The 13,611-nt window shown below is 44.9% G+C and carries 10 protein-coding genes, 7 tRNA genes and 1 pseudogene; 3 read left to right on the forward strand and 15 right to left on the reverse strand.

Annotated elements, in window-relative coordinates; all coding sequences use genetic code 11:
- Position 1: 1 nt before the first annotated feature.
- The 9 genes and pseudogenes from VXP95_RS08510 to VXP95_RS08550 form a co-directional block, all read right to left on the reverse strand.
- Positions 2-78, reverse strand: a tRNA-Asp gene (locus VXP95_RS08510).
- 12 nt (positions 79-90) lie between these two features.
- Positions 91-166 (reverse strand) — tRNA-Val (locus VXP95_RS08515).
- 69 nt (positions 167-235) lie between these two features.
- Positions 236-312: transfer RNA gene (locus VXP95_RS08520), tRNA-Asp, on the reverse strand.
- A gap of 14 nt (positions 313-326) precedes the next feature.
- Positions 327-402: transfer RNA gene (locus tag VXP95_RS08525), tRNA-Val, on the reverse strand.
- A gap of 21 nt (positions 403-423) precedes the next feature.
- Positions 424-500, reverse strand: a tRNA-Asp gene (locus VXP95_RS08530).
- Between the two features lie 48 nt (positions 501-548).
- A tRNA-Asp gene (locus VXP95_RS08535) sits at positions 549-625 on the reverse strand.
- A 28-nt stretch (positions 626-653) separates the two neighbouring features.
- Positions 654-729 (reverse strand) — tRNA-Val (locus VXP95_RS08540).
- A 494-nt stretch (positions 730-1,223) separates the two neighbouring features.
- Positions 1,224-1,757, reverse strand: coding sequence for a cell wall-recycling L,D-carboxypeptidase ElsL (gene elsL / locus VXP95_RS08545; RefSeq protein WP_416711845.1), 534 nt, complete (start codon positions 1,755-1,757; stop codon positions 1,224-1,226).
- Between the two features lie 140 nt (positions 1,758-1,897).
- Positions 1,898-2,251, reverse strand: a pseudogene (locus tag VXP95_RS08550) (YbaN family protein); the annotation flags it as partial.
- 87 nt (positions 2,252-2,338) lie between these two features.
- Here VXP95_RS08550 and VXP95_RS08555 point away from each other — a divergent pair.
- The 3 genes from VXP95_RS08555 to dapE all read left to right on the forward strand — a co-directional run bounded on the left by VXP95_RS08555 (position 2,339) and on the right by dapE (position 4,737).
- Positions 2,339-3,214: a DUF1853 family protein gene (locus tag VXP95_RS08555; RefSeq protein ID WP_416711846.1), complete on the forward strand. Its 876-nt coding sequence runs from the start codon at positions 2,339-2,341 to the stop codon at positions 3,212-3,214.
- 115 nt (positions 3,215-3,329) lie between these two features.
- The gene (locus VXP95_RS08560; RefSeq protein ID WP_064096407.1) at positions 3,330-3,479 is read left to right on the forward strand and encodes an entericidin A/B family lipoprotein; all 150 of its coding nucleotides are present in this window, start codon (positions 3,330-3,332) and stop codon (positions 3,477-3,479) included.
- Between the two features lie 121 nt (positions 3,480-3,600).
- Complete coding sequence (gene dapE / locus VXP95_RS08565) at positions 3,601-4,737, forward strand: succinyl-diaminopimelate desuccinylase (protein WP_064102467.1); 1,137 nt, start codon at positions 3,601-3,603, stop codon at positions 4,735-4,737.
- A 63-nt stretch (positions 4,738-4,800) separates the two neighbouring features.
- On the opposite strand, the gene VXP95_RS08570 is transcribed toward dapE, so the two are convergent.
- From VXP95_RS08570 to pilG, 6 genes are all read right to left on the reverse strand, one after another.
- On the reverse strand, positions 4,801-5,259 hold the full coding sequence (locus tag VXP95_RS08570; protein ID WP_064096409.1) for a hypothetical protein: 459 nt from the start codon (positions 5,257-5,259) through the stop codon (positions 4,801-4,803).
- A gap of 3 nt (positions 5,260-5,262) precedes the next feature.
- On the reverse strand, positions 5,263-9,720 hold the full coding sequence (locus VXP95_RS08575) for an Hpt domain-containing protein (RefSeq protein WP_416681359.1): 4,458 nt from the start codon (positions 9,718-9,720) through the stop codon (positions 5,263-5,265).
- Positions 9,721-9,888: 168 nt separating this feature from the next.
- Positions 9,889-11,961, reverse strand: a complete 2,073-nt coding sequence (locus tag VXP95_RS08580) for a methyl-accepting chemotaxis protein (RefSeq protein WP_064096411.1) — start codon at positions 11,959-11,961, stop codon at positions 9,889-9,891.
- A gap of 46 nt (positions 11,962-12,007) precedes the next feature.
- Positions 12,008-12,544 (reverse strand): chemotaxis protein CheW, encoded by a 537-nt coding sequence (locus VXP95_RS08585; RefSeq protein ID WP_064102470.1) that lies wholly within the window; start codon positions 12,542-12,544, stop codon positions 12,008-12,010.
- 5 nt (positions 12,545-12,549) lie between these two features.
- Complete coding sequence (locus VXP95_RS08590) at positions 12,550-12,918, reverse strand: response regulator (protein WP_064096413.1); 369 nt, start codon at positions 12,916-12,918, stop codon at positions 12,550-12,552.
- A 27-nt stretch (positions 12,919-12,945) separates the two neighbouring features.
- Positions 12,946-13,329 (reverse strand): twitching motility response regulator PilG, encoded by a 384-nt coding sequence (gene pilG / locus VXP95_RS08595; protein WP_064096414.1) that lies wholly within the window; start codon positions 13,327-13,329, stop codon positions 12,946-12,948.
- Positions 13,330-13,611 lie beyond the last annotated feature (282 nt).

Genomic DNA, 13,611 nt, shown 5'->3' on the forward strand with positions numbered 1-13,611 from the left:
ATGGCGCAGCGGACGGGGCTCGAACCCGCGACCCCCGGCGTGACAGGCCGGTATTCTAACCAACTGAACTACCGCTGCATCGTAAGAATCTGGTGGGCGCTGACGGGATCGAACCGCCGACATTCTGCTTGTAAGGCAGACGCTCTACCAACTGAGCTAAGCGCCCTGATAAAGATTGTCAATCTTTAGTTTATTAAATTCAGGCTCAGGGACCTCAATTTAATTTCTCTTGAAATGGCGCAGCGGACGGGGCTCGAACCCGCGACCCCCGGCGTGACAGGCCGGTATTCTAACCAACTGAACTACCGCTGCATCGCAAAAGAATCTGGTGGGCGCTGACGGGATCGAACCGCCGACATTCTGCTTGTAAGGCAGACGCTCTACCAACTGAGCTAAGCGCCCTCAAAAGGTCTATCGTATAAATGGCGCAGCGGACGGGACTCGAACCCGCGACCCCCGGCGTGACAGGCCGGTATTCTAACCAACTGAACTACCGCTGCACTTACACAATGTCTCTAATGTGGCAAACGAAAATCAAGATCTTAAAGTGGCGCAGCGGACGGGGCTCGAACCCGCGACCCCCGGCGTGACAGGCCGGTATTCTAACCAACTGAACTACCGCTGCAACTATAAGGTCTCAACGTGAAAGAGCTTGGTGGGCGCTGACGGGATCGAACCGCCGACATTCTGCTTGTAAGGCAGACGCTCTACCAACTGAGCTAAGCGCCCTTTCTAAACGTCTATCATCGTTTGATGGGTGCATTATAGAGAATCTGCACAGCCTGTCAAACGCTTTTCGGAATGTTTTCCACTTTTTAGGTGTGAGTGATTAAAAAATAGGTTGTTTGTTAAAAAAAACAACACTTTTTGTTTATTTTTTAAGTCTCTACCGAAATTTTTTAATTTTCAAAATGAAAGTTGAAGCAAAATTTTGTGTCTTACCTTGCGAAGTTTCAGTCTTAGTGATGCCATGTGCTGCAATTCTGATTAAGGATTATACAAAGCTTTAAAATACTCGACGTTGTGTTCATGTAATCTTTCAGCTGTCATTTATTTTTATTCAGAACATGACAGAAAACCTAATCTGCAACTCATGATTTAATCCGTTTCATGCGAGGAAAATACCATCTGGGTCAGATTGATGAATTTCTTCTGCTGTCTCAAACAAGCAGATTCAACCCATAAAAATAAAATCATTTTCACATGATCTTAAAATCTACATTTTATTCGCTCTTGGAAAAATCCAGCAAATTTAGATCCAATGGCTGCTCTGAAATATAAACCAGTGCATCCTCACTGATCAGGTCAAATAGTTCAGCGATCTCTGGATTACGCATGCGGATACAGCCATGAGACAATGGCTCCCCCATCTTTTCAGTTTCTGGAGTGCCATGAATATAGATATATCGTTGATAGGTATCACAGCCCGGGCCTTGATTAAAACCAGCTTCAAGGCCACTCAGCCATAAAATGCGTGTCAGAATCCAGTCCCGCTGCGGGAATTCTGCCGCCAATTCGGCATTATAAATTTCACCTGTCGCCTGACGTGCAACAAATACACTATTTAAGGGAGCATCCTGACCAAATTTTTCGGCGACCTTGTGCCAGCCACGAGGAGTCTGGCCACTGTTTTCAGTTTCGCCAATACCATTTTTACCCGTAGAGATCAGATATTGCCTGTCTAGACGTGGCAGATACAGTTTTTGTTGAGCAAGGTCAATCAGGATGTCGGCTTGATCGAGCTGTAAGGTATTCATGACTTGTTATTCTCTGACTCTACTTTCTTTAATTCTGCTTTGTTTGACTTTTCTGGATTTAACTGGCTCTCTGCAGACTGCGCTGCCGGCATATCTGTCTTTTCTAGGTCGACTAGATTTTGCTGAATGATGACCGGATTGGGTTCAGGGCGTCGCCATAGCCAGATCGCGACAATGAGCATGGTAATATCAGTAAATGCTTTGACTGCCAACGGCGCCGTGGTAAACAGCATGATAATTCCACTGATCAGCATCATAATACTGGCTAACCATTTGGCCTTACGCGGCACAGTACCGTGGGCACGCCAATCTCTTAAGGTCGGGCCATATTTAGGATGATTCAATAACCAGGCATCCATTTGTGGCCAGCCTTTGGATGAGGCCCAGGCGGCCAGAATCAAAAAGACCGTTGTTGGCATACCCGGCAGGATTGCACCGATAAAGCCCAGGATCACAAACAGCACCACCAGACTTCGCCAAAACAACACTTTCATACATCAACCCTAACCGCAGAATTCAGGTAGTATAAAGCGTTTTCCGATACTGTCCGTTGTATTTCTGCACTTTTCACAGGTTGTACTATGCCCTTTTCCAGTTTAAACCAAAATCTTGTAGAAGTATGGCAACGTTATCAACATCCTCTGGTGCGTCAGTTGGCATTCGCTGTCGGCAGTCCGAATATCTTGTCCGGTATTCCGGATAAACTTGAGCTTATGCATCACTTTGAACTGCATGACAGCCAGACCTGGCAGCACTATCTCAGCCGTTACCATCCACGTTTAGAATTTCTTGATCAGCATCCAGAAGAATTAATCGAATTTGTGCAGCAACTGAAAAGTACACGTTTAGGGCTGCGCTTTGAAATGCTGATCTGGTTCTGGTTACTGGATGATGCCTATCATCCGTATCAGCTGCTTGCTCATAGTCTGCAAAAGATTGAAGGCGCAAAAACCCTGGGGGAGCTGGATTTTCTGTTATTAAATACTGATACAGGACAGATTGAACATTGGGAAGTGGCATTAAAATATTATCTGGCCGAAGCAGATTTTAGCCTGCCACATTGGTATGGCCTGAACCGTACCGATACTCTGATCAGAAAAATGAAACATTTCACACAAAAACAATTCCAGTTTGATGAGGCTTTGCAGTATTCCATTCAAAGACGATATTGCATCCTGAAAGGACAGTTATATCTACCTGCACATCGTGCTGACCAGCCGATTCCTGCGTGGATCAATACCGAACGTCGTCTGGGTTTATGGGGACAGTATATTCCTGCAGCCCGGCACGGTTTCTACCGTCTGCAACGACATGAATGGATTTATCCGCAAGCCCAGCCAAGTAGTTTGACTGCGCGCTGGTGGACGAATGGACTTTATAAAAAAGCCGACAGCAACGATTTTTATATGTACCGACAACCGGTGCTGATTCTGAACTCATCGCATAAGCCCCTATAAAGCATTACATTTATTAACCGAAGCACTATGAAAACCACATATTTTTTAGAGCGTATATTTTTTACTCTAAGTCCCACATCATAATAATTTTATTATTGATTATACGGAGATGATGATGAAAAAAATTCTTGCTGCTTCATTAATGATGGCTTTTGTATTGACTGGCTGTAACACCGTAAAAGGCATGGGCAAAGATGTGTCTAAAGCGGGGAATGCAGTAACCAACACTGCTGAAAAAACTTCTGATGAAATTCGTCAAAACTAGTTTTTTCCTGATCGTTCACAGAACCCTATCTTAGATAGGGTTTTTTTATCTCATTCATTCACATTCAAGCTCATATTCGCCTATCATAGGGCCGAGAAAATTATCGACTGTTGAAAACTGCATGAGCTCTTCCGCTACCCTCGATTTAAGTCTGCAACTATTACGCCAGCCTTCCGTTACCCCTATCGATCATGACTGCCAAAATATTATGGCTGAACGTCTAGAGAAGGTTGGTTTCAATATTGAATCCATGCGTTTTGAAGATGTAGATAACATCTGGGCACGCAAAGGTACAGAAGGCCCGGTATTCTGTTTTGCTGGCCATACCGATGTCGTTCCAACAGGGAATCTTGATGCCTGGAACTCAGATCCATTTTTACCTGAGATCCGTGATGGCAAGCTTTATGGTCGTGGCAGTGCCGACATGAAGACCGCTTTGGCAGCTATGGTGGTTGCAACAGAACGTTTTGTAGAAAAACATCCAGACCATAAAGGCTCGATTGCCTACCTGATCACTTCAGATGAAGAAGGTCCGTCGATTAATGGTACGGTGAAAGTGATTGAAACACTCGAAGCGCGTAATGAAAAAATCACCTGGTGTCTGGTTGGTGAGCCGTCTAGTACCAATACGTTGGGTGATATTGTCAAAAATGGCCGTCGTGGTTCGTTAAATGCCAATCTCACAGTCAAAGGCAAACAGGGTCATGTGGCCTATCCCCATCTGGCGGTAAATCCGATTCATACTGCCTCTAAAGCGATTGCCGAGTTATGTGACACAGTCTGGGATCATGGCAATGAATATTTCCCGGCAACCTCTTTCCAGATTTCCAATATCAATGCAGGTACAGGCGCAACCAATGTTGTTCCCGGTACCATGAACCTATTGTGCAACTGGCGCTATTCAACCGAAGTGACTGCCGAAGAACTCAAATCACGTACCTTGGAAATTCTGGATCGTCATGGTGTGGACTATGATGTTTCCTGGACTTTGTCGGGCTTGCCTTTCCTGACTCCTGTCGGCGAACTGGTGAATGCAGCTAAAAATGCTATTCTGAATGTAACAGGCACTGAAACCGAACTATCCACTTCAGGTGGTACTTCTGATGGCCGCTTTATTGCGCCTACCGGTGCACAAGTACTGGAGCTTGGCGTGTTAAATGCTACGATCCACCAGATCAATGAGCATGTCAATATTGCCGACCTAGAGCCACTGGCTGAAATTTATGAGCAGATCCTGGTCAACTTACTTGCGAATTAAATAAATAGATAACGTAATAAAAAAGGAACTCTATAGAGTTCCTTTTTTAGTTGTTGCTTTTAGTTACAGTCCAATTGCAGCCTGAATATGGGTCATATTTGGAATATGGAACAGCCGCTCATCCATGCGCACATATTGAAAGATGGCAGGATCATTTACCTGCTGATCGACATCGACTACTTCGGAAATACGAATCCGGATGGTGTTCGGCATTTCATTGCACATCAGGGCAAAGCGCTGATTGATTTCATCGCCCTCAATCACCAATGCCACCCCATTTTGACGTAACGGATCATTCACTGCATAGACCGGCAACTGTGCCTCATGCCATTCCACGGTCTTGACCTGGGTATTGCTATCCAGGGCTGACAGGACAATGTTTTGTGGCAACAGCATCGGTTCTTTACCATGACAGTCAATAATATAGGCATCAATAAATCCGGTCGATACCGTAATCAGATGCTGAAGTTCCTGCTGGCTAATCTGATCAGCCAGTTTGCCGCTTGAATTGGTCTGACTCATGTATTACCCCTGTTTTTCAGCAATCAGTTGTTGAATATTGGCCAGCAGTTCCGCTTCCTGGAACGGTTTACCCATATAGTGCGTTACGCCCAGGCTAAATGCACGTTCACGATGTTTCTCACCGGTACGTGAGGTAATCATGATAATCGGCAAGTCACGGTGAATATCATGGTGACGGACCAGATTGGTCACTTCAAAACCGTCCATGCGCGGCATTTCGATATCCAGCAACATTAGATCCGGTCTGACGTTTTCAAGCTGCTCGATCGCATCCACACCATCTTTGGCAGTGACAATATCATAGCCTTGACGTTCAAGCAGACGCGACGTTACCTTACGTACAGTCACCGAGTCATCGACAATCATTACCAGACGGCGTGCATTGGAATAACGTGATCCATCACGCTGATCATGCAGCTGTTTGACACGCTGTGTCGCCTGAATCTGACGGGCAATATTCTGTCCATCAAGAATCAGACAAACCTGACCATCACCCAGAATCGTAGCACCCGCCACTACACCGATAGTGGCAAACTGATGTCCAATCGGTTTCACTACAATTTGCGCTCGTGAACCGACCAGCTGATCGACCAGCAAGGCAATGGTTTGACCACTATTGCCTTTGATCAACAGCACCGGCAATGAATGTCCAACATTATTCAGACGTGGAATCGGCTGGTTACCCACAAATTCAGATAAATAACGCAGCTTATATTTTTCGCCATCGATCTTGAAATAGTCGTCGTTACTGTTGAAGTACGTTTCCAATGTGATCGGCGCAATACGCACAATTCGGTCAATCTGAGCCAGAGAAATCGCGTATTGCTGATCGCCTACTTTCACCATCAAGGCATCGCTGACTGCTACGGTAGTCGGTACACGAATGGTAAAGATAGTGCCTTGGCCCAGTTGTGAACTGACCGACACATGACCACCCAACAATTTGATTTCACTTTGTACTACGTCCAGACCGACTCCACGACCGGAAATCTGGGTCACTGCTTTCGCGGTACTGAATCCCGGATGGAAAATAAACTGTAACAGCTCTTCCGAATCCAGTGTCTGGTCTTCTTTGATCAGGCCTTGACTTAAGGCCTTCTCACGAATTTTCTCTGCATCAATCCCCTTACCATCATCACTAAAGGACACGATCACATCGGTTCCCTGACGGCTGATATTCAAGACAATCGAACCGACTTCCGGCTTGTTCAGTGCGATACGATCTGCAGTATCTTCCAGACCGTGATCAATTGCATTACGCAGCATATGCTCGAATGGGGTGACCAGACGCTCCAGAATATTCCGGTCCAGTTCACCTTCGGTATTTTGCACGATCAGTTCTGCAGGACGGTTCAAGGTGGTCGAGGTTTGACGCACGATACGCTGTAAACGCGGCAGCATCCGGTCAAACGGAACCAGACGGGTACGCATCAGGCTTTCCTGAATTTCGGCCTGAATACGGGATTGTTGTAATAACAGCCCTTCAGTTTCGCGAATTTTGTCGGCTAAGGTACTCTTGAAGTCGACCAAATCCGATGCAGATTCTGCCAGTGATTTAGACAGCTGGTTGAGCGACGAATACTGGTCCATTTCCAGCGGGTCAAAGTCAGCATAGCGCGAATTCTCTGAACCATGTTTGGCAATAATCTGTGATTCCAGCTCTCCTTCCATTCGACGCAACTGATCGGCAAGACGCTTGATCGCCAGTTCCATTTCGTTCAGTGTATTGCCAAGCTGGCCCAGATCCATCTCGATACGTGAACGGTTAATCGAGTTCTCACCAGACAGGTCAATCATCTTCTCGACCAGATCGGCAGAGATACGGATCATCTCGTTATTGGTATCGCTGGCTCCACTATCCGCCCATTCACCCATCATGTGTGGTGGTTCAGTACCATCGCCTTCAACAAAGCCAAAGTCGCTGACCACCAGATTGTCTGTTTTCGCCAGACGCTCAGGCAATTGTGCCGTGACATCCACAAAGGCGATCTTTTTCAGACTGCTGTGCAGCTGCTCAAAACCGCTATAGTCGCGCTGGAAAATCGCCTGTCTTAACCAGGTCAGGGTTTTCTGCAACAGACCATCATAGGCATTCGAGTTAAACTGATAGACGGCAAACTGCTCGAAAGACGTTTCCAGCTCATAGGCAACGCTGGCCACTTCTTCAACATCTACCATACGTGCGCCACCCTTGATACTGTGGGCAGCACGCTGTAATTGCAGCAATAAACTACGGTCACTACGCTGGTCAAACCATTGATTGAGCAGCTTCTCGGCATTTACCAGAATTTCTTCGGCTTCTTCGAGGAAAGATTCTTCTACAATGGATTTCAGTTCATCTTCTTCAGAACGTTCCACTGAACTATCATTAATTGCATCAGCAGAAGGTTGCGAAATTGCCGGTAATTCTTCAGTTTCAGCCAGATCAGCAACTGGTTGCTCCGTCGTTGCTGATTCTGCCAGTTGCGGTTCAGAAATTGCTGTAGCTTCAATCTCTTCCACTTCAATTGCAGCAGCTGCGCTTTCAACAGCAGTCCCAGCCTGTCCAGAAACTAGCGACTGAATATTCTGCAGAATTGAAATCGCTTCCGTTGCAGGATAGTCAATGCCTTCATCACGAATGGATTGAATCCGGTCCGAAACGTTGTCCTGTACCAGACGGATAACCTGGATTAAAGCAGGGGTCACGGCAATTTGCTGGCGGATTACACGTTCATAAATGCTTTCCAGTTCATGCGCAATCAAGCCGATATGTGAAGCTGAGATCATGTTTGCACCACCTTTTAAGGTATGCAAATGACGCATCAGGTTATTCAGCGAAGCTGTATCATCCTGCTTTTTGCTCCAGGTATTCAGGTCTTCATCAATGCCTGCAAGCAATTCATCCGCTTCTTCCAGGAAGATACTTAATAATTCTTCATCAAAATCACGGTTGGTTTCAGCACTTTGCTGCTGCTGACGATCCAAAGCAATACGCTGGCTCAAGCCTGCAAAATCGACACTGCCTGTTGCCACAGGTTCGGCTGCCTGGGTAACTTCTGTCGTTACCTGAACATGCTGAATTGCATGATCTTCAGCAGGTATTTCAAGATCCTGCTGCACAAATGCAGACAATTCACTGAGTATTTTTTGAATTTCTTCATTCAGAATGACACGCTGCCCTGCGGCCAGGGTATCAAACAAATGAATAAACTCTTGATGCGCCTGTGCAAACAGCTCATAGGCATAATTGCTCTTCAATAACACTGGCTTTTCAAGCAATGCATCATAAGCCGATTTCAGATCACTGGTAAATTCATGAATGCCCTGGGCTGCCCGGCTCTCTGTATGGGCCAGCAATTCTGCAGCCTGCTGACTGAGTGCCTGAATATATTCCGGATAATCAACCTGGGCGCGTTTATCAAATTCAAACTCGGCATCCAACAACAGATCAATATCCAGTTCAACCAGTTTGGACACCAGACCCTGGGTCTGAATGCTATTTTCAGTAACGGCAAAGCCATAATCATGCCAGACACGTTCAAAGGTCGCATAAACCGTATCCAGTTTTGCGATATTGCCCTGACGTAGCAGGTGCAGATAGTCACTCACGAACTCCGCATACTGAATCAGTAAAGCAGTTTCTTTTGAAGTAGAAGCAATTTCATCCTGTAGCAAAGTTTTGAACAGATGTTCCACCTTGGAGCTGGCTTCAAAAATCTGCTCAATCTGCGCCATGGATGAACTGCCGCGCAGGGTATGAATCGCACGGATCAGGGCATTATAATCTTGTGATTTTTCATCTTCAGTACGAAGGAAAGTCGCAATCGTATCCAGATGCTCTTCTGCTTCTTCAATAAAGATTGCCACTGTCTCTTCAATATCACTGCGAACAGGGATTTCTACTTGAGCTAGAGCTGGCTCAGCTGCACCTAACCCATTGTCTGCATTATCTGCAAATTCAAGACCTGTTATTTGACCTTCTGCAGTTAAATGATCTGCCAATATCAATAATTCCTGCAGTGCAGGTTCAGGTGTAATTTGTTGTTGTAATTGTTGCCCCAACAGCACCATTGGGCGCAGATCGAGATCAAGCGGCTGGACTTGTTTGAATTTCGGATATAAAGCATATTGATAGATATTCAATACTGCTTGAGCAAATTTCTGCACGGTCGGTGTCAGTGGAATTGAACCCGACAAAACCCGATTCAGGGTATCTTCCACTGCCCAGGCCATCTCTCCTGCCGATTTGGCACCGACCATACGGCCTGAACCTTTCAAGGTATGAAAATGGCGACGAATAGTCTTCAGATTTTCTTGATGATCTGGATGACTTAACCATTCTGGAAATAAAGCATTTAACTCAACGAAGATTTCTTCAATTTCTTCAACAAAAATTTCAAGAATTTCTGCATCTTGGTCAAGATAACTATCTTCAGGAAGCGTTGTCGTTTCAACTAAATTTTTTAATATTTCTTTCATAGCTCATGCTTCTTACGTTATGCCGCCAAGAAGGGCGCTCAAACTTAATTGTGACCGTCACGCGATACCTAACGTATGAAGTTAAGTACATCTTGTCGAGGCTTTATCTGTATTTCTTGAACGTGTCTCAACCGCAGTCAAGACACATTTCCCCCATCATTTCTGACTTTATTCAGGCAGTTTAAAGTCAGCTACAGATTCACGTAATGCATCGGCCATGTTTGCCAGTTCAGATACCGAACGCGCTGTATCGAAAGTCGCACTGGTGGTTTGCGAGGTAATTTCCTGTACGACATTCATCGTGGTCGCAATATGACCCGCAGAAGCCGACTGCAGTTTCGCAGCATCAGAAATGTTCGCAATCAGTTTTGCCAGGTTATTCGATACCGTTTGAATCTCATCCAGTGCCACACCGGCATCTTTAGACAGGTTCGCACCACGTACAACCTCAGCCGTGGTTTGTTCCATCGAGATTACGGCTTCGTTCGTATCCGTCTGAATGGTTTTTACCAGACCTTCAATCTGCTTGGTTGCAGAGGCAGAACGTTCCGCAAGACGCTGTACTTCATCGGCAACGACCGCGAAACCACGACCTGCTTCACCCGCCATCGAGGCCTGAATCGCTGCGTTTAATGCCAGGATGTTGGTCTGGTCGGCAATATCGTTAATCAGGGCTACGATGTTACCAATTTCCTGAGAAGATTCACCCAGACGTTTAATACGTTTTGAAGTTTCCTGAATCTGTTCACGAATCGTGTCCATACCCTCAATCGAGCGATGTACAACATCAGCACCATTCGCAGCAATTTGTACTGAACGCTCTGCTACCACCGCTGATTCATCGGCGTTGGCAGATACCTGGTCAATCGACATCGCCATTTCGTTAATCGCTGCAGAAGCACCAGCAATTTCTTGTGCCTGATGTTCAGATGCTTCAGCTAACTGGTTGGTAATGCTTTGTGTGGTCGCGGTATATTGCGCAACTTCTTGTGAAGTTTCAGTAATACGCGATACCAGGTCACGTAACTGGTCGATCGCAAAGTTAATCGAGTCGGCAATCGCACCGGTAAAATCTTCAGATACCGTTGCATATGAACGCAAATCACCATCTGCAAGGTCGGCGATCTCATCGAGTAAACGTAAAATCGCATTCTGGTTACGGTCATATTCTTCTTGTAAACGGCCTACACGCTGCTTATCTGACAAGCCACGCAGAGAAAGTAACTTGAATACACACAGCAAGAAACCGACTAATAATGCAATCAGCAGGACAGCTGGAACTACCGTTTTAAGACCTGAGTTACCTGATAATTTATTCAGGTTGTCTAAAAGCACATCAGACTGGGAAAAAATTGATGCAGCGGCCTGACGAACTTTGACGATCTGTGCAGAGTTTTTAAGAATAATTGCTGATGCAGATTCGAGTACGTCATCATATTCAGCCTTGATTCCTTCCAGAGATTCACGCAGGGTTGGATCATCAATACGCTGTACACCCAGTTCAGCAGAACCATTTAACTGAGCGTTTAAATATGAGCCGAAAGTTTCGGTATCGGCACTGAAGTCATCTGCAGATTCACGTGAACCATCAGTACCCGTCAGTACCAGACTGATCGAACGCAAGATACGTTCCGCAATAAATACCTGGTTTTTGGCAATAACAACCTGGTTCGACGGCATGTCTTGACGTGCCATCTGGTCAACCATCAAGTTATATTCAGCTTGAATCCCCGGAATTGCCTCACCAATCGCGATGTTGGTGTCGTATAACTGGTTAATAATCTTTTGTTGCGAGGTAATCAGATCAATACTGCTGGAAACTTCTGTCCACTGTTTATCAACCGCCTGCAACGCATCATTATTGGAGTGAATACTTTTAACTGTCTCAAGATTTTCAGCAAAGGCTTTTTGCGAGTCAGTCAGGTTTTTCATAGCTTCTGGCGTACCTGAAGCGGTCGCCTCAGTCGCCTGGCGCGAAATGGTTTGCGAGAGGAGACGCAGGTCACCCAGACTCTGAGTGAGTTCGTTGGTACGTGGTACACTATAAAAAAGATACAATAAAGTGATCAGTGCGGCTAAAAGACAGCCTGCTGCTCCATAGATCAGCGGTTTTGATTTCTCACTATCACCGAAGACACGTGATAACTGATCTATTTGCGTTTGAATCTTAGCTAAAAAAGCATTACCGCCCTTGCGGCCAGTGCTCTCACCTGTATTTTTCTTTTTAAGTTTAAAGCCCATGCAGCCTCTCCCCGGTTGACGCCTTGCTTACTTTCGAGCGCGACATTTAATTTATAAATTTTATAGATGCGTTCATAAATTTTGGATTTTGCAACAGACGACTGAATAAAAACACATGCCACTGCTGGTTGTGCTGATGGAAAAACCCCTGACAATATTCTTGTAAGTTTTTATCCAATTCAGATTTCTTCGAAAAGAAACTTTTCTTATTGAAATGTTGTATACCCAAAACTTGATCTACGACCAAACCCACATACTGGTCATTATGGTTGATGCATAATACTTTTTGAGTCGGTGAAAATTGGCTGCTTTGCCCTGATACATATTGCGTCAGATCAGAAACAGACAACAGTCTTCCCCGGATATTCGCCAAACCCAATACCCAGGCTTGTGTCTTGGGTACCGGCGTATATTTTGGGGGATAAATCACTTCTGATACTTCCCCCAGCGGAGCAACAAAATATTGCCCCATCATCTCAAAAGCAATGCCCGACCATCGGTTAACTTCATTGCCATTGGAAACGTAGTTTTTATTTCCACGTTTCGCAATGCGAAGCAATTCGATAAATCCATTTGCTGCCATAGAGCTTATCCTGCATTGAGGTGCTGCTTAATTACATCTATTAATTGTTTTTCATCGACTGGTTTTGTTAGATAGTCCGCTGCGCCTTGACGCTTGCCCCATACGCGGTCAGTAGCCTGATCCTTGGTACTCACAATCACGATTGGAATGTGTTTGGTTGTTGCCCCACGTGCAATCTGGCGGGTCGCCTGAAAGCCATTCACGCCCGGCATCACTACATCCATCAGAACCAGATCCGGCAGTTCTGCCTGTGCCATGGTGACCCCATCTGCCCCATTAGCTGCTTCAATCACATCAAAGCCATGTTTAGAAAGAATCTCTCTAAAGCGAAAAGTTTCTGTCGGTGAGTCATCCACAATTAGGATACGTGCCATGCCAATTCCCCAAAAAAATCAAATATATTAAGCACTAATATGGTTACGGATTGCAGTTAGCAATTCATCTTTACTAAAAGGTTTGGTCAGGTATTCATCGGAACCCACGACACGACCTTTGGCCTGATCAAATAAGCCATCTTTACTTGATAGCATAATCACAGGAATATTCTGGTAATTCTGAGAGTTTTTGATTAAGGCGCAGGTCTGATAACCATCTAGGCGCGGCATCATAATATCTACAAAAACGATATCCGGATTTGCTTCGGCAATTTTTGATAAAGCCTCAAAACCATCTACCGCAGTAATGACTTCATAACCTTCACGCTGAAGAAGAGTTTCTGCAGTACGACGAATGGTCTTTGAGTCATCAATAACCATAATTTTTAGATTTTGGAATTTATCGTCCATTTGTTTAACCCTTCCCATTTTAGAAACTATATGCCATAAGGCTCATAGGATTATTTTATTACGATCGATAAACATTTTTAACATAAAGTCACTTGCATTATCAATGAACATTTTCTACACAAGTAGACAAAATCATTTATTTTTAACAACAGCTTCACATTTTATTATGGTTATTGGTTTTTTTTTGACTAACGGTAGTTTTTTATTGATAAATTTAAGTCTAATATAACAAGATTATTACTTTAAAATAAGTAATTTAGCCAACTTTAAATTCGGGGAGCC

Origin of the sequence: Acinetobacter sp. 226 (genome assembly GCF_048147925.1) — a bacterium.
Classification (GTDB): Bacteria; Pseudomonadota; Gammaproteobacteria; order Pseudomonadales; family Moraxellaceae; genus Acinetobacter; species Acinetobacter pecorum.